At 73.4% G+C, this 15,400-nt stretch carries 13 protein-coding genes; 2 read left to right on the plus strand and 11 right to left on the minus strand.

Annotated elements, in window-relative coordinates; translation table 11 throughout:
- Positions 1-47: 47 nt before the first annotated feature.
- The 4 genes from tpx to ACH414_RS15010 form a co-directional block, all read right to left on the minus strand.
- Complete coding sequence (tpx, locus tag ACH414_RS14995; RefSeq protein ID WP_382532994.1) at positions 48-548, minus strand: thiol peroxidase; 501 nt, start codon at positions 546-548, stop codon at positions 48-50.
- Positions 549-710: 162 nt separating this feature from the next.
- Positions 711-1,397, minus strand: a complete 687-nt coding sequence (locus ACH414_RS15000; protein ID WP_386565508.1) for a TetR/AcrR family transcriptional regulator — start codon at positions 1,395-1,397, stop codon at positions 711-713.
- A 77-nt stretch (positions 1,398-1,474) separates the two neighbouring features.
- On the minus strand, positions 1,475-2,644 hold the full coding sequence (locus ACH414_RS15005) for an MFS transporter (RefSeq protein ID WP_398942043.1): 1,170 nt from the start codon (positions 2,642-2,644) through the stop codon (positions 1,475-1,477).
- A complete protein-coding gene (locus ACH414_RS15010; RefSeq protein ID WP_398942045.1) occupies positions 2,641-3,543 on the minus strand; it encodes a pirin family protein in 903 nt (300 codons plus the stop codon). Before ACH414_RS15010 ends, ACH414_RS15005 begins: the two co-directional genes overlap by 4 nt.
- An 86-nt stretch (positions 3,544-3,629) precedes the next feature.
- On the opposite strand from ACH414_RS15010, the gene ACH414_RS15015 reads away from it, so the two are divergent.
- On the plus strand, positions 3,630-4,448 hold the full coding sequence (locus tag ACH414_RS15015; RefSeq protein WP_398942047.1) for an MBL fold metallo-hydrolase: 819 nt from the start codon (positions 3,630-3,632) through the stop codon (positions 4,446-4,448).
- A gap of 105 nt (positions 4,449-4,553) precedes the next feature.
- On the opposite strand, the gene ACH414_RS15020 is transcribed toward ACH414_RS15015, so the two are convergent.
- Positions 4,554-8,510 (minus strand): hypothetical protein, encoded by a 3,957-nt coding sequence (locus tag ACH414_RS15020; protein WP_398942049.1) that lies wholly within the window; start codon positions 8,508-8,510, stop codon positions 4,554-4,556.
- Positions 8,511-8,581: 71 nt separating this feature from the next.
- Positions 8,582-9,118 carry a GNAT family N-acetyltransferase gene (locus ACH414_RS15025; RefSeq protein WP_382532983.1) on the minus strand — a complete coding sequence of 179 codons (537 nt, stop codon included), beginning with the start codon at positions 9,116-9,118 and terminating at the stop codon, positions 8,582-8,584.
- Between the two features lie 144 nt (positions 9,119-9,262).
- On the opposite strand from ACH414_RS15025, the gene ACH414_RS15030 reads away from it, so the two are divergent.
- Entirely contained in the window at positions 9,263-9,820 is a 558-nt protein-coding gene (locus tag ACH414_RS15030; protein ID WP_382532981.1) for a DUF3995 domain-containing protein, read from the plus strand.
- Positions 9,821-9,829: 9 nt separating this feature from the next.
- Here ACH414_RS15030 and ACH414_RS15035 read toward each other — a convergent pair whose 3' ends face one another.
- From ACH414_RS15035 to ACH414_RS15055, 5 genes are all read right to left on the minus strand, one after another.
- Positions 9,830-10,402 carry a dihydrofolate reductase family protein gene (locus ACH414_RS15035; protein ID WP_382532979.1) on the minus strand — a complete coding sequence of 191 codons (573 nt, stop codon included), beginning with the start codon at positions 10,400-10,402 and terminating at the stop codon, positions 9,830-9,832.
- 170 nt (positions 10,403-10,572) lie between these two features.
- Positions 10,573-10,839 (minus strand): hypothetical protein, encoded by a 267-nt coding sequence (locus ACH414_RS15040; protein ID WP_382532978.1) that lies wholly within the window; start codon positions 10,837-10,839, stop codon positions 10,573-10,575.
- 318 nt (positions 10,840-11,157) lie between these two features.
- Positions 11,158-13,485 (minus strand): LAETG motif-containing sortase-dependent surface protein, encoded by a 2,328-nt coding sequence (locus ACH414_RS15045; RefSeq protein WP_398942052.1) that lies wholly within the window; start codon positions 13,483-13,485, stop codon positions 11,158-11,160.
- Between the two features lie 162 nt (positions 13,486-13,647).
- Positions 13,648-14,376, minus strand: a complete 729-nt coding sequence (locus tag ACH414_RS15050; protein WP_398942054.1) for a DUF6333 family protein — start codon at positions 14,374-14,376, stop codon at positions 13,648-13,650.
- A gap of 183 nt (positions 14,377-14,559) precedes the next feature.
- The gene (locus ACH414_RS15055; RefSeq protein ID WP_382532972.1) at positions 14,560-15,303 is read right to left on the minus strand and encodes a PIG-L deacetylase family protein; all 744 of its coding nucleotides are present in this window, start codon (positions 15,301-15,303) and stop codon (positions 14,560-14,562) included.
- Positions 15,304-15,400: the final 97 nt, after the last annotated feature.

Here is a 15,400-nt window from a genome sequence, read left to right on the forward strand (position 1 = left end):
GCCGACCGGCGTCGTGGCGGCCCCCGTGGGCCCGTGCGGTGTCCGGCCTACTTCAGCGCGGCGAGGGCGGCCTCGTAGTTCGGCTCCTCGGAGATCTCGTTGACGAGCTCCACGTGGAGGACCTTGTCGTCCTCGTCGAGGACGACGACGGCGCGGGCGGTCAGACCGGCCAGCGGGCCGTCGGCGATGTCCACGCCGTAGTTCGTGTGGAACTCGCGGCCACGGAGGGTGGAGAGGTTCTTCACGTTCTCCAGGCCCTCGGCGCCGCAGAAGCGGGCCTGGGCGAAGGGCAGGTCCGCGGAGATGCAGAGCACCACGGTGTTGTCGAGGCCCGCTGCCTTGCTGTTGAACGCGCGCACGGAGTTCGCGCAGGTCGGGGTGTCGACGCTCGGGAAGATGTTGAGGACCTTGCGCTGACCGGCGAAGTCCTTCAGCGAGCGGTCCGCGAGGCCCTCGCCGACCAGGCTGAACTCCGGAGCCTGGCTGCCCGCGGCGGGCAGGGTGCCGTTGACCTGTACGGGGTTGCCCTTGAGCGCGACCTGCGCCATGTCGAATCTCCTTCATCGGTGATGCTGACGACGGTCCCGAGCTTACTGCCCGTGGAATCGGCATCTCGCGGAACGGAACGGAACGGGAGGGGCCGGGCGGGAGGGGCCGGGCGGGAGGGGTCGGGCGGGAGGGGCCGGAGCGGGCCGGGGGTGCCGCCCCGCTCACGCGCCCGTCGCGTACCGCGCCAGGAAGAGGTCCACGCCGGACTCGATCTGCCGGCTCAGCTCGGCCTCGTCGACGGCGGTGCCGGGCGCGAAGGTGTGGACGAGCTGCGGCACGCCGACCGTGGCCGCCACCAGCTGCTGCACGGCGAGCTGCGGGTCGGGTGCGTCGAGCGTCCCGCGGGCGTCGAGCGCGGTCACCGCCTCGATCAGCGGGCCGTTGTACATGTCGTACGTGACCCGGTACCAGAGCTGGCCGAGCTGCGGGAAGCGGTCGATCTCGCCGATCACCAGCCGGCGCAGCGCCATGATGTCCGGGCGCAGCAGCGCCCGGGCCCAGTCCACGGTGAGCCGGACGAGCGCGGCGCGCAGGTCGGGCGCGTCGGCGAGCGGGCCCGCCGGCTCCACCCCGGCGTACGTCTGCGGCAGCACGCCGCCGACGACCGCGAGGAACAGGCGCTCCTTGCTCCCGAAGTGCTTGTAGATGGTCGCCTTGGAGACGCCGGAGCGCTGGGTGATCGCCTCCATGGAAGCGGCGGAGTAGCCCTCGGCCAGGAACTCGGTGAGCGCGGCGTCGATCATCGCCCGGCGCTTGCGGGCGGCGGCGGAGGCGGGGTCGGGGATGACGGGGATGCCGTACTCGTCGAGTACGCCTCGGAGGGCGTCGTCCGTGGTCTTGGCGGCCATGGGGGTCCTTCGCGGAAGGCGGTGCGGAGTCGCCGCCAGTATATGAACTGAACGGTTCGGTCTGGCGTCGGCGCCGATCAGGCCACCACCGCCGCGGCCAGCGCCGGGCCCAGTGTCACGCCCGTCAGGAAGGCCAGGTTGAACAGGCCGATCGCCGGGCCCTGCTGCTCCTCGCGCAGGCCGCGGGTCGCGGCGCCCGTCAGGATCCCCTGGCCGCCCGCGGTCGCGAGCGCGCTCAGGCCGGAGCCGGTCAGGACCGCCGCCGGCCACGGGGCGAGGGCCGCGAGCACGGCCGCCGTCGCCGAGCCGCCGGCCAGCACCAGGCGGGTCCTGCGCGTCCCGAGCCGGGGTGCGAGGCGGATGAGCCGCCAGGACAGCAGCGCCCCGGCGAGGGCGGCGAGCGCGGCGACGGCGCCCGTCTCGACCGGGTGCCAGCCGGTGAGCGCGGCGAAGCGGCGTGGGGCGCCGTACAGGAGCGCGAAGTTCACGGTGGAGAGCGCGAGCATGAGCCCCGCGGCGGCGCCGAAGCCCGGGGCGCGCAGGACGCCGGAGGGACGGGTGCCGGTGGCCGCCTGGGGGCGCGGTTCCGCGGGGCCGGCCAGGCGCAGGACGGGCGGCAGTACGAGGAGGCTCAGCAGCGGCAGGACGAGCGCGGCCTGCCAGCCCGCCGCGCGCTCCGCCGCGGCTCCCGCGAAGAGGCCGAGGGTGCCGCCGAAGGCGCTGCCGACGGCGACGGTCCCGGGCGCCCGGCCCGAGCGGTCCCGGCCCGCGATCCGGAAGGCCGCGACGGTGACCCCGGCCGCCCCGACGGCTTCGACCGTCCGCCCGGCCACCGCGAGCGGCAGCGTTCCGGCGGCGAGGACGAGCGCGGCGCCCAGGACGAGGAGCACGGCCCCGGCCCGGACCAGCCCGCCGGGGCCGCGCCGCCCGGCCGTGGCGGACAGCAGCGGGGTGCCGGCCGCCATCCCGATGCCGAACGCGGTCATCAGCCAGGCCGCCGAACCGGCGGCGACTCCGAGCTCCCGGGCGGCGCCGGGCAGGGCGAGGCTGGGGCCCGACACCCCCATGGAGGCGGGTGCGACGAAGAGCGCGGCGAGGAGGGCCGGGCGCAAGGGGGCCCGGGGCCGGGGGCGCGTGCCCTGGGGCACGGTCCTGGCGGTCCTGGCGGCCGGGACGGTCGTCGTGGGTGTCGTGGGTGTCGTGCGCGCCGTGCGGGCCGCGCGCGTCGTGGGTGTCGTGGGTGTCATACCGGCATCCGTCCCGTCCGACCCGTCCGGTCGACCTGCCCCATGTGTCCCATCCGGCCCGTCGCGAAGTCCTTCTCCGCCTGGCGCAGCTCCGCCGCCGTGTTCATCACGAACGGTCCGCCGCGGGCGACCGGCTCCCCGATCGGCTCGCCGGTGAGGACCAGCACCTCGGCCGCTCCGCCCGGCGCCGCGATCGTGAAGTGGTCGCCGTCGGGGGCGAGCACGGCGAGGTGGCCGTCGGCGACGGGCTCGGCGGCGACGGCGGCCTCGCCGGTCATCACGTACGCCACCGCGTTGTGCCCGGCGGGCGCCGTGAACGTGGCGCGCCCGCCCGGTGCGAGGCGCGCGTGGGCGACGAGGACCGGGGTGTGGGTCGCGAAGGGCCCGGTCACGCCGTGGCTGCTGCCGGCGAGGACGGTGAGGCGGGCGCCCTCGGGGGTGGTGACGGTCGGCAGGTCGTCGGCCCCGGCGTTCTGGCTGCGTGGGGGGAGCGACTTGAGCCGGGCGGGGAGGTTCAGCCAGATCTGCAGCATGTGCTGGCGCCCGCCCGCGGCGAGGAACTCCTCGGTGGGCAGCGCCTCGTGGACGATCCCGGAGCCCGCGGTGAGCCACTGCACCCCGCCGGCCCCGACGACGGCCCGGTGGCCGCGGGAGTCGGCGTTGGCGATGTCGCCGTCGAGGACGTACTGGATCGTCTCGAAGCCGCGGTGCGGGTGCGCGGGAGCGCCCTTGGCCTCGCCGGGGGCGAGCTCGACCGGTCCCACCTGGTCGACCATCAGGAAGGGGTCGACGAAGGGGAGTTCGGCGGTGGGGAAAGGGCGGCGGACGGGGAAGCCGGCGCCCTCGTGGGTGTGGAGGGGGCGGGCGATGCGGGCGACGGTGCGTTCGGCGGCGGTCATGCCAAGAATGAACTACACCGTTCGGTTCACTGTCAAGACTGAACCGTTTGGTTGACGAGGTGAACCGATCGGTTTACTTTGTGCCCATGACCACACCCAGCACCTCGCCCGCGACCACCCCCAGGCCGTCACCCAGGCCCTCGCCCAGGACCACCGCCACCTACATCGGCACGGCCACCGTCCTGCTCCGCATCGGCGGTCTCACCGTCCTCACCGACCCCGCCTTCGACCAGGCGCCCGCCGCCTACCCGGCCGTTCGCCCGCTGCGCCGCACGGCGGGCCCCGCCCTCGACGCGAGTCTGCTGCCGCCCGTCGACCTGGTCCTGCTCTCGCACGACCAGCACGCCGACAACCTCGACCACTCAGGCCGAGAGGTCCTCGCCCGGGCGGGCCGGATCCTCACCACCCCCGAGGCCGCCGCCCGCCTCGGCGGCCGGGCCGAGGGCCTGGCCCCGTGGGAGAGCCGCGAGATCACCGCCGGGGGCACGACCGTGCGGATCACCGCCACCCCGGCCCGCCACGGCCCCGAGGGCACCGAGCAGGCCACCGGGCCCGTCACCGGCTTCGTCGTCGAGCACGACACCGGCACCCTGTACGTCTCCGGCGACACCGTCCGGCACGACGCGCTGGCCGCGATCGGCGAGCGCTTCGCCCTCGACACCGCCTTCCTCCACTTCGGCGACGCCCACTTCCCCTCCACCGGCGACCGCGCCTTCTCCCTCAGCGCCGCCGAGGGCGCCGCCCTCGCCCGCACCCTGGGAGCCCGCACGGTCGTCCCCCTCCACTTCGACTCCTGGGACCACCTCGCCGAGGACCCGGCCCGCATCACCGCCGCCTTCGCCGCCGATCCCCGGCTGGCGGGGACCCTGCGCTGGCTGGAGCCAGGGGTGCCGGAGGAGCTGTGAGCGGACCCTCATCCGTCGGAGGCCCACACGCCGGAGGGCCGGACCGCTCGCGCGATCCGGCCCTCCCTGGGCTGTGTACGGGGAGTACGGGGTGTACGGGGTACGTCAGCCGCTGAACCAGCCGTTCAGGTCCGCGACGACCTGCACGTCGCCCGAGTGGTTCGTGAACGTCACGCGCCCGTCGACCACCGGCACGACCACCAGGTTGGAGATCGTCCTGCCCGCCGGGTAGTTGAGGTTCGACACCGCCGGACGCGGCCGCCCGTGCGGCGAGACGGTCAGGAAACTGCCCGAGGTCGGGCCGGCGACGGTCACGTTGAGGACGACCGCCGTGACACCCTCGGCCGGCACCCCGGCCACGCCGGAGACCCGCATGCTGACCACACCGCCGGGACCGACCGCCCCGGCCCGCGCGCCGAGACCGCCGCGCGTGTCGAGGAGCCGTACCGGCTCGGCGGCCGTGAAGGCCGCGCCCGTGGCGGAGAAGTAGCCCGTCACGTCGGCGAGCAGATCCACCGAGCCCGCGCTGTTGCGCAGCACCACCGAGCCGTTCACGACCGGCACGACCACCAGGTTGGGGAGGGTCTCCCCGGCCGAGTAGTTGATGTTCGAGGCGGTCGGGACGGACTGGCCGTCGGGGTAGACCGTCACGAAGCCGTTCGAGGCCGGGGCGACCGCGGTGACGTTCATGACGACCGCCGTCACACCCGTCGCCGGGACGCCCTTGACGCCCGCGACCCTGAGCTTCACCGAACCACCGGCGCCGACCCGGGCCTTGGGGGCGCCGGTGCCGTAACGGGTGTCCAGGAAGCGGGTCGGGTCGATCGACGTCAGCGCCGAGCCCGCGCCCTGTGCGGACGTGTAGTAGCCCGCCACGTCGGCGACGACGTCGAGCGCGCCCCCGCTGTTGCGCAGGTTCACGGTCCCGTTGGTGACGGCGACCGTCACCAGATTGGAGAGCGTCCGGTTCGCCGTGTAGTTGAGGCTGGACGCGGACGGGACCGGACGGCCGTCGGGAAAGACGGTCAGGAAGCCGTTCGTGGACGGGGTGACCGCCGTGACGTTCAGGACGACCGCCGTGACCCCCGTCGCCGGGACGCCGTCGACGCCCGCGACCTTCAGCTTGACCGTGCCGCCCGGACCGACCTTCGCCCGGGGCGCGCCCGTGCCGTAGCGCGTGTCCAGGAACCGCTTCGGCGCCACCGGCACGAAACGGCCGGGCGTGGCCGCCCGGGCCTCCGTCACGGTGAAGGCGTTCGGCAGGTAGCCGGGGGAGCGGGTGCCGGAGGTGTAGCCGCCGTCGCCGACCACCAGGTCGTAGCGGCCCGGAGGCAGGTCACGGGTGCCGAGCAGGACCTTCATCGAGGTCCCGTTCGGCGCGACGGACACGATCTCGTTCATCCAGGTCTCGCCGGACGTGGAGTCGTTGCGCAGCCTGACCGGCGTGCCGAGGGTCAGGCCGGAGCCGCGCAGCTCCACCGGGTGCGAGGTCCCGGCGGGGCCGGTCGTGCTGCTCAGCCAGGACACGTCGGCCTGGGCCGGATAGCCGGCGCAGTACAGGGCGCAGGCACCCTGCGCCGTGAACTCGTACGGCGTGGGCGCCGCGCCGGGGGTCACCACGAGCGCGTACTGCCCGGCGGGCGCCTGGTCGGTGGTGTAGCACTCGGCGCGGATCCCGCCGGAGACGGAGCACAGGTACGACAGGTCCGTCGAATCGCCGAAGGAGGCGCCCAGCAGGCTGACGGTGGGGTTCCTCCCCTGCGTGTCGCTGTGCACGCCGAAGACGTCGAAACGCTGCCGCGGCTTCAAGTCCAGCACCGCGCAGTAGGCCGTCGCCGACTCGGTCAGGACCGCGCTGCGCGGGGGGAAGCCCGCGGGCGACACCTTGTTCGCCGTGCACTGCGGGGCCCAGCCGGACGCCGTGCCGATCCGCCAGGTGTCCGTGTACGAGGCGATCGGGGTGGCGTCGTAGCCGACGGCCACGACGTACACGAGGTACGAGGTGGAGCCGGTGACCCGGCAGGTGCCCGCGGTGCCCCAGGTGCGGCACTTCCGCGTGCCGGTGGCGTCGACGACACCCAGGACCGCGCCCTGCCTGTAGCCCGCGCCCGGCGTCCGCACGGACAGCCACATCTTGTCCGTGGCCGCCGCCGTCACCCGCAGGCAGGTGCTGTCGAGGTCCCCGCGGAAGGTGTACGGCGTGGAGGGCCCGCCGACGGTCAGCGACGCGGGCGCCGCGCAGCGGGCCGTCGCGGAGACGTCACGCCGGACGAGCCTGTAGGTGTCGGGGCCGTAGCCGCCGCTCTTCGTCAGCAGCGCCGTGTACGGGGCGCCCGCGGTGAGGCGGCAGGTCGTCGTCGAGTCGCTGACGGTGGTGCACACCTCGTTGCCGGCGGCGTCGTGGATGCGCAGCCAGGCGTTCACCTGGTTGGTCTCGTTGGTGTAGTCGAGCAGCTCGGTGGTCGCGTGCGCGCCGCCCGCGATCGACAGGCACGCGGTCTGCCCCCTGGCGAGCGCGAGCTGCGCACCCCAGGTGTTGCCGAAGCCGGACTGGGCCCACGGCGTGCAGCCCGCGGCCTCGGCCGTGCGCTGGACGGCGACCTTGTAGTCACCGGCGGCGGGGGCGGACAGCACGGCGTGGAACGGGGCGGTGCCGGTCAGCTTGCAGACCCCCGGCGCGTTCTCGTTGGCGCACTGTGCGACGCCCTTGGCGTCGAAGACCCGGACGGCCGGGTGGACGGCGTCCTCGCCGGTCGCCTGGTCGATGAAGTAGAGACCGCGGCCGGAGGCCGTCGGCAGCCCGAGGCAGAGGGCCTGACCGGCGCCGGTGAAGGTGCCGGTGACCGCGCCGGAGGCGAAGCCGTCGTCCTTGACCGGCGTGCAGCCCTCGGCCTGCCCGGTCGCGAGGAACCAGACGCCGTAGGCGTCGGCGCCGCTGCCGCTGCGGGCGTCGCGGGCCCAGGTGTGGTCACCGGCGGCGAGCCGGCACGGCGTGGTGGGCTCCGGGGTGCAGGCCGGGGTGCCGTCGGCGTCGTACAGGCGCCCGTCGAGCTCCGCGTCGACGCTGTCGAAGAGGTACGGACCGGCCGCCGCGACGCGCAGGGTGCGGCAGCGCTCCGTGCCCGACGCGTCCGGTACCGCCCCGTACGCCTGCGGCGTGACGACGGCGCAGCCGCTCGGGTGCGAGAGGCGCGCCGCGGTGAGCGTGAGCTCGGTGGCCGCCGCGTCGCGCTCGGCCGCGAGCAGGCGGTAGGGCGCGGTGCCGGTCAGCGTGCAGTCCAGGTACTGGTTGCCGGCGACGCGGGTCGAGCAGACCTGGGCGCCGGTGGAGTCGTACACGGTCTGCGACACGCGCCAGTCGCTGTGGAACAGGCGCAGCACCTCACCGGAGGCCGTCGGCAGCGCGTAGCAGTTGCCCGTCGAACCGGCCGCGAGGCTCGCCGCCCGGACGGTGGGCCGGCCGAGGGCGGTGTCGGCGTCCGTCACCGTGGTGCAGGAGGTGTCCGCGAGGAGCGCCTTGTACGACACGGAGAAGCCGCCGCTGCTGCCCGAGTTGTCCCACACCTCCAGCGTGTACGTGCCCGTCTGGGAGGTGGGGCAGCGGTGCGCGCCCGAGTAGTCGGGCCGGTCGCAGGTGACGGCGGAGCCGTCGGGAGCGGTCAGCGAGAGGTAGGCGTCGGCGCCCTGGGCGTTCACGACCTGCGCGAACACGACGTCCTTCGCCTGCGGCACGTCGAGCGTGAAGGTGGTGGCGTGCCCGCTGGGCCAGGTCGCGCAGGTGTGGACGGTGTTCGGCTCGATGGGCCCGGAACACGTGTCCGCGAGGCCGCCCTCGGCGATCCGGCGGGCGGCGCGGAGCCGGGGCTCGGTGGTCCGGGGCGCCGCGGCCTTCGGCGCCGCGGCCTTCGGTGCGGCCTTCGACGGCGTGGGCGTCGGCGTCGTGGCGGCGGACGCGGTGGCGGCCGGCCCGAGTACGGACGCGAGGACCGCGACGAGAAGCGCGACGAGCGCGAGTACGCGCGGCGCGCCGGCCGGTCTTCTTCCGGCATGGGCGGTGTGCAAGGAGTCCCCCCCAGGGACGGTTCATGAGAGACGAGACGAATGCGAACGCGGTGTTCCGAGACGGGCAGAGTCTATTGACGGCCCGTACGCGTGAGTTGCCAGGTCCGGAGGTCGTCGCTCTCGCCGTACGGGACGAAGCCGAGTCGGGCGGCGACCGCGCCGCTTGCGTGGTTCTCGCGGTCGTGGACGATCAGCAGTTCGTCGACGCCCCGCAGGCGGAAACCCTCCTCGACCAGGGCGCGGGCGGCCCTGGTGGCCACCCCGCGTCCGGTGGCGGCGGGATGCAGCCAGTAGCCGATCTCGTAGGCGCCGTCGGGGGTGTCCTCGTGCCGGTACAGCCCGCAGCTCCCGACGAGCGCCCCGTCGGCGACCACCGCGTACGTGAACTCCCTGCCGGTCGCCCACATCTCCGCCCGCCGGGCCAGGTGGTCGGCGGTCGAGGCGGGGGTGTGCGCGGCGGCCCAGGGCATCCAGGGACGCAGGTGCTCCAGGGACTCCTCGACGACCCGCAGCCACTCGACGAGGTCCGCCGCCGCGTCGAAGGGACGGAGGACGAGGTGCCCGTCGACCTCGATCAGCTGCGGGGGCGCGTGCGGCGGGAGTTCCATGGGAGGAGGCTCGTACGCGGACGCCCGCGGGGGCAAGGCGATTTCGGGGTCGGACGCGTCCGGGGAGCCTAGCCCGGGCGGCGGAGGCCGGCGATCGTCCGCGCGGATGACCCCATGCCGCCGCGGCCCGGCCAGCATGGAGCCATGGAAGACAGGAGTGCGGCGGGCGCCGCGGAGTGGACGGGGGTCGCCGCCGCGGTGTGGGGGGTCCTGTTCGCCGTGCCCAGCTTCGCGTGGGCGGCGGGCCTGTCCTTCGGCGCCCGGACGACGGTGTCGCCCGCCCTCGTGAAGCTGGCCGAGGAGCGGGTTTGGTGGTTCGTGGCCGTCCTGTGGGTGACCGGCCTGCTGAAGCTCGTCGGGGCCCTGATCGGAATCGGCCTGACCCGCCGCAGGGGCAGGTGGGCCGGCCGTCTCCTGGCGTGCTGCGGCGCGGGTGCCGCGGTGCTGCTCGTCTGGCACGGCGGGGTCTTCGTCGTCCAGGGGGCCCTGGTGGAGGCGGGCGCCCGCCCGGTCGCACCCGACCTGGCCGCGCTGATCCGCTGGTACCTCTACCTGTGGGGACCGTGGTTCGTCGCCGGCGGCCTGCTCTTCGGCGCCGCCACCCTGCGGTACGTCCGTGACGGGCCGCGGCTTCCCGCCGGGGTGGGTGCGCTGGGGGCGCTGCTGCTGTCGCTGGCGTCGGTGGTCTCCGGCATCGGCTGAGCCGACGCGTCAGCGGACCACGTCGAAGACCTGCTTCTGCAGCCCGTTCGCGTACGCCTCGGACTCGACCAGCCGCAGCTTCTGCACGTCCTTGTCCGTCGTGCTGAACAGGCGCTTGCCCGCGCCGAGCAGCAGCGGGAAGACCAGGAGGTGGTAGCGGTCGATCAGGCCGGCGTCCGACAGCGCCTGGTTCAGCGACGCGCTGCCGTGGACGATGATCGGCCCGCCCTCGGTCTCCTTCAGCGCCGCGACCTCGTCCAGCGAGCGCAGGATCGTCGTCTCGCCCCAGTTCGACACCAGGTCGTCCTCGGTCAGGGTCGTCGACACGACGTACTTCGGCATCGCCTTGTAGTCGGCGAACTCCTCCATGTCCGGCCACACCGCGCTGAACGCCTCGTAGCTCGTCCGCCCCAGCAGCATCGCCGCCGCCTCCTTCTGCTCCCGCCCCTTGATCTCGAACGCCTCGGGCAGGAACTCGGTGTGCTTGAACGTCCAGCCGGAGTTCCGGTAGCCGGGCTCGCCGCCCGGGGCCTCGACGACGCCGTCGAGGGAGATGAAGGCGGTGCTGATGAGAGTGCGCATCGGGATGTCCTCCGTGTTCCGGTGTTCTTGCCCTTGAAGACTGCGGGTCTCGGAGAAACTAATCGGTGATCGCCAAGGCGGGGAGGAAATATCTTCGACGACCACGCCCGGCCCCCGGCCGGGGGCCGCCCCGCGAGGACGAGGCGGCGTGGGCCGGGCGTGCCGCCGGGTCAGCGGGTGAGCGTGTCGTCCAGCTCGTACGGGGAGACCCACCAGCCGTTCCGGCAGATGCGGCCCTCGGGGTCGTGGTCGCCCTCGGCGTACTCGCCGCTGCCCTTCGTCTCGCCGTTCGGGCCCTTGAAGTAGCTGGTGTAGTAGTAGCGGCAGCCGGCCGCGGCCTGCGCCGCGGGTGCGGCGGCCTGGGCCGTGGGGACGAGGGTGAGCGCGGCCGCGGCCGTACAGGCCGCGGCGGTGACGAGACGGGTGAACGTCGTCATGGTGGGGGTCTCCTTGTCGGCGGGGCGGGTCCTTCGCACGCCCTCGCTCGGCCCAGGCTGGGCTCGCCGTCGCCGACGCGCCGGATCCGACCCGCGCGGCGTCACCCTGCCGGGGCGGGCGAACCGATTCGCCGTTCCACCAGTCGGTGCACGATCGCCGGGCGGAACCGGGGCGTTCACCCGCCGCCCCGCGGTGGGCACCGGCGGCCTTCGCCGTCGTCCTCTCGTGCCCGAGCCCTCGGCCCCCGCTCCCCGGCCGCTGGGTGCGGTCCGGGGCCGGGGGCCGAGGGGGGGCGGGGTCGTGCTCGGATGCTGCGACTACGTCGTCGAGCCGCGCCGCCTGCGCCACCACACCAGCGCGCCGCCCACCGCTACCAGGAGCGCGGCCAGGCCCGTGATCAGGCCGGTCGGGGCGCTGGAGCCGGTGTGGGCGAGGTCGCCGCCGGGGTGCGCCGGGTCACCGGTCGGCCGGGGGGCCGGGGTGGAGGTGGTCGGCGCCGGGCTGCTCGGGGCCGGGGTGGACGGCTGGTCCGTCGGCTTCGGGCCGTCCGTGGGGCTCGGGGTCGGCGTCGGGTGCGTACCGCCACCGCCGCCGGCCGCGTTCTTGGTGTTGCCGCCGAGGAAGAGGGTGTCCTCGGTCTCGGCGTCGTCGGTCATGGCCTTCGCGGACGTCTTCGTGGTCCGCGGCAGGTGCCGGTGCTCGGCGGTGAACTGCGCGCGGGTCACGTTGCGCTTGGGGGCCTTGGAGAAGTCGACGCCGCCCATGACGCAGATCTTGTTCTGGCCGTTGACCTCGCACGGGAAGGAGTAGTCGCCCTTGGTGAACGACTTCACGTAGTCGTCGAAGGTCTGCTTCGGCGTCCAGCTCCTGTTGGCCCCGCGCAGCGGCCACTTGCGCACGTCGTTGCTGTTGATGACCGGCCGGAAGTCGGTCGCCGCCGCCTGGTCCTGCTGGCGCACGTACTCCGCCGCCACCCGGGCCGTGTAGACCCGGCGCAGGTCCGCGTAGTTCGGCGCGTTGTTCACGCGCCGCTCCACCTCGGGAATGATGATCCGGTTGACCAGGCCCTCGGAGACCTTGCGCTGGGCCGGGGTGAGGGTGCAGTCGTTGCCGTTCGGGTCCGGGGTGTGCACCTCGGACGCCTCGGAGTTGACCTTCAGCGGCGCGTCGAGGATGTAGATGCCGTTCTCGTCGACGCGGACGACCGCGGTCTTGGGGACGATCCAGTTGCGGGTCACCGTCCCGCACGGCAGTCCGGCCTCGCGCATCGCGTCCTGGAGCTGCTTGCCGAGGCCCTCGCGCGGATCCATGAGCCGGGCGTAGTCGTGCTTCATCTCCAGGTCGGCCTGGAGCAGCACGCGGCCGGCGTCGGTCCTGCCGAACTGCTTGTCCATGACCCGGTCGGGCTCGTCCGGGTTGAGGTTGACCCAGAACTTCTCCGGGGTCAGCGCCATCCACGTGAAGAACGAGTCGGAGATGAGCTGTGCCTTCTCCTGGCCGCCCCAGCCGGGCTCGGTGCCCGTGGTCTCCTTGGCGGAGAAGGAGTAGTCGAGGCCCTTGCCCTTGACGGGCTTGCCGACGTAGCGCAGGTCGAGCGTGGTGAAGTCCACGCCGCCGGGGCCCTTCACGCCGGAGCCGTTGCGGTTCGCGGCGTTGGCCCGCTCCTGCTGGCGGCGGGCGTCGTTGGGGGTGGGCTGGGACCGGATGATGTTGTCCGTGCCGGGCGAGGCCGGGGACTGGCCGGGGTTCGGCGTCATCAGCGTGCCGGGCCTGGTCCACTTGCCGGGCCGGTACTCCGGAGTGGCGGTGGAGTGGTGCGCGTAGCCGGTGACCCGGTTGTTGCCGCTGGGGTCCGGGCCGATCCGGGCGTTCATGTTCCTGATGCGCTTGGTGGTCTCGTCGGAGACGGCCTCGCCGAACGCGAACCGGACCTTGAAGTCCTTGTACTTGTCGCTCGTGAGGAGCTTGCGGTCCTTCGGCGTCTGGCTGCCGTCGTTGTCCCCGCCGGACTTCATCTCGACGAAGATGCCCCGCTTGTAGTTCACCGCGTCGTACTTGCGGTACAGCGGCTTGCCGTTGGCGTCCCGCTCGTACTCCACGTACTCCTGGCACAGCCAGTCCGGGCCGACGAGGCCCATGTCCTCGACGACCTTGGCCTCGAAGGCCTCACCGCGGGTGCGGCGCGCCTCCATCTCGATGTAGGCGTCGTTGAGCCAGTTGTCGAACGACCCGTACTTCTGGTCGTTCCAGGACTTGCCCTCCATGTAGTTCTTGTACGTGCCGAACACGCGCTCCGGTGTGCCCTCGGCGTACTGCTTGTAGTCCGAGCTGATCCCGGCGAGGGCTTCCTTCTGCTTCGCGACGTCCTTCGGCAGCTTCAGGCCGTCCATCGCGTGCCGCTGGTTGGGGAAGCGGTACGAGTCCCACTTCGCCTTGATGCGGGAGGCGTCCCCGGGGAAATCGGTGGCGGGCGTGATGTTCTTGCCGCGCAGTCCGTACTTGTCGTCGCAGCGGACCTGCTTCGGTGCCGCGGCGGCCTCGCCGGTGAGCGGGGTGAGTCCGGTGAAGGACAGCACCCCCGCACAGGCGGCGGCGAGCGCGATGCGCGAGGCGCGGCCGCGGGTCACGGATATCGGGTAGTTCAAGGTGAACTCTCCCGGGAGCCCAGGAAGACCATGGGTCGGTGCGGCGCCAGGGGCCCCCGTGGTCGTTGGCGCCGCAGAGTCATCCACCCTAGGCGTCGACGCTCCTTCCGGGTAAGGAGATTTTGGCGTGTCGCACGACAACTCAATTGCTTCTGTGCAGAGTTAGCGGCCGAGTAGCCACAACTCCTCCATGGCCGCCGTGTGTTCGCGGGTGTGGCGCACCCGCAGGAGCGAGACCTCCAGGCGCGGATGACGGCGCGGGTCGCGCCCCTTGAGGGCAAGGGAGACCACCAGTTCCCAGTTGACGAGGTGGGGTTCACCGTCCAGGGCGAGGTCCTCCTGGGTGTCCTCGTCGAGCAGGTCCACGTCCACGCCGAGCGCCCCGAGCGCGGCGCGGGGGTCGCCCTGGCTCTCCCAGGGGTCCTCGAAGCCGGGGTAGCCCGAGGCGTGCAGAAGCGTTCCGTCGGGCAGTAGGAGGACGTCCTCGATGTGGTCCTCCCCGAGGTCCACATGGGCCGAGCCGACCACCAGGGAGCCCGGGTGCCGCGCGTGCACGGCCCGGGCCGCCTCGCGGACCGTGTTGTCGGTGCCGTCGTCCGCGAGTGCCGGGTCCGACAGGCAGACCGCCCCGCCGTAGTGGCCGACCGCGATCAGGTCGAGGTCCGCGCGGACCTCGGGGTGCGGCACCTGGTCCGCGGGCACGACCCCGAGGTCCTCCACGACCTCCTCGACCGTGGGGAAGTCCGCGGCGAACGCGCGGGCGCGGACGGGGTCGTGGGGAGCGAAGGAGTCCGCCGAGGTGGGGCGGGGAGGGGCGAGGACGGTGAGGGTGCACTCGCCGGAGCCGGACACCCGGGTGTCCGCGGGACGGGTCCAGTAGGTATCGGTCATGCCGGAGACGGTAGCGGGCGGTCGGCGCGGGCACGGGTCCGTCGCGGCGGCGGCGGTGGTGGGTGGGCGGCGGTGCGTGGTGGGCGGCGGTGCGTGGTCGGCCGCGAGGCGCGCCCGGCCGTGGTGTGTGCCCGGCGGCGAGGCGTGCCCGGCTGAGGTGTGTGCACGGCCGAGGTGCCGCGCTCAGTCGATGTGCACGATCTGGAACGCCTCCGCCATCCGGCCGGCCGGCAGTCCGCCCGCCGTGGCGTGTTCGCTGAGCCAGGTGCGCAACAGGCCCGCCAGGTCGTCGAAGTGGGCGGTCTGGGAGGTGTGGATGCGCAGGGCCTCGACCTTGCGGTCGAAGACGGGGGTGACGTCGACGTACTGGTTGGGCGTCGGGCCCGTCATCAGCCAGAGCTCGTGGACGATCCACGGCTCCAGGCCCTCCTCCTTGAGGAGTTGGGGGTGGGCGAAGGGGTTGCGGGCCTCGGGGTATATCGCGCGCAGACAGGCGTCGCCGACGGCGCGGTGGTCGGGGTGGAGGTCGGCCACGCGGGCCCAGTTGATCTCGGGGGAGGGGATGATGGCGCGCTGCGGGCGGACCTCGCGGATGACCCGGCACAGGTCGCGCCGCAGGTCGACGGAGGCCTCGACGAAGCTGTCGGGGTAGCCGAGGAAGCGCACGTCGGCGACGCCGCTGAGCTTGGCCGAGTGGATCTGCTCCGCGCGGCGCAGATCCGCCATCGCCTGACGGGGGAGTGCCTCGTCGTAACCGCCCGCGCCGCCGTCCGTGACGATGCAGTACGTCACGCGGGTGCCGCGCTCGATCCACTGCATGACGGTGCCGCTGACGCAGAACTCGATGTCGTCCGGGTGCGCCGCCACCACCAGCAGGGACTCGGGTGCTGAACGGACGGTCGGGTCGGTCGTCGCGAAGTCCTCCATGGGGCCAGCCTCTTGGTGCGGCGGGGGCGTCGCAAGGCCAAGCCGTGGCGTGAACAGGACATGGCACTTACGCGCCATTCAAAAAGTTGGTAGATTC

The organism is Streptomyces sp. NPDC020422, from assembly GCF_044386705.1.
In the GTDB taxonomy this organism is placed as follows: domain Bacteria; phylum Actinomycetota; class Actinomycetes; order Streptomycetales; family Streptomycetaceae; genus Streptomyces.

Excerpts from the sequence above, each read along its gene's own strand:
- tpx (WP_382532994.1), bottom strand. The coding sequence starts at position 548 with ATGGCGCAGGTCGCGCTCAAGGGCAACCCCGTACAGGTCAACGGCACC.
- ACH414_RS15000 (WP_386565508.1), bottom strand. The coding sequence starts at position 1,397 with ATGGCCGCCAAGACCACGGACGACGCCCTCCGAGGCGTACTCGACGAG.
- ACH414_RS15005 (WP_398942043.1), bottom strand. The coding sequence starts at position 2,644 with ATGACACCCACGACACCCACGACGCGCGCGGCCCGCACGGCGCGCACG.
- ACH414_RS15010 (WP_398942045.1), bottom strand. The coding sequence starts at position 3,543 with ATGACCGCCGCCGAACGCACCGTCGCCCGCATCGCCCGCCCCCTCCAC.
- ACH414_RS15015 (WP_398942047.1), top strand. The coding sequence starts at position 3,630 with ATGACCACACCCAGCACCTCGCCCGCGACCACCCCCAGGCCGTCACCC.
- ACH414_RS15025 (WP_382532983.1), bottom strand. The coding sequence starts at position 9,118 with ATGGAACTCCCGCCGCACGCGCCCCCGCAGCTGATCGAGGTCGACGGG.
- ACH414_RS15030 (WP_382532981.1), top strand. The coding sequence starts at position 9,263 with ATGGAAGACAGGAGTGCGGCGGGCGCCGCGGAGTGGACGGGGGTCGCC.
- ACH414_RS15035 (WP_382532979.1), bottom strand. The coding sequence starts at position 10,402 with ATGCGCACTCTCATCAGCACCGCCTTCATCTCCCTCGACGGCGTCGTC.
- ACH414_RS15040 (WP_382532978.1), bottom strand. The coding sequence starts at position 10,839 with ATGACGACGTTCACCCGTCTCGTCACCGCCGCGGCCTGTACGGCCGCG.
- ACH414_RS15050 (WP_398942054.1), bottom strand. The coding sequence starts at position 14,376 with ATGACCGATACCTACTGGACCCGTCCCGCGGACACCCGGGTGTCCGGC.
- ACH414_RS15055 (WP_382532972.1), bottom strand. The coding sequence starts at position 15,303 with ATGGAGGACTTCGCGACGACCGACCCGACCGTCCGTTCAGCACCCGAG.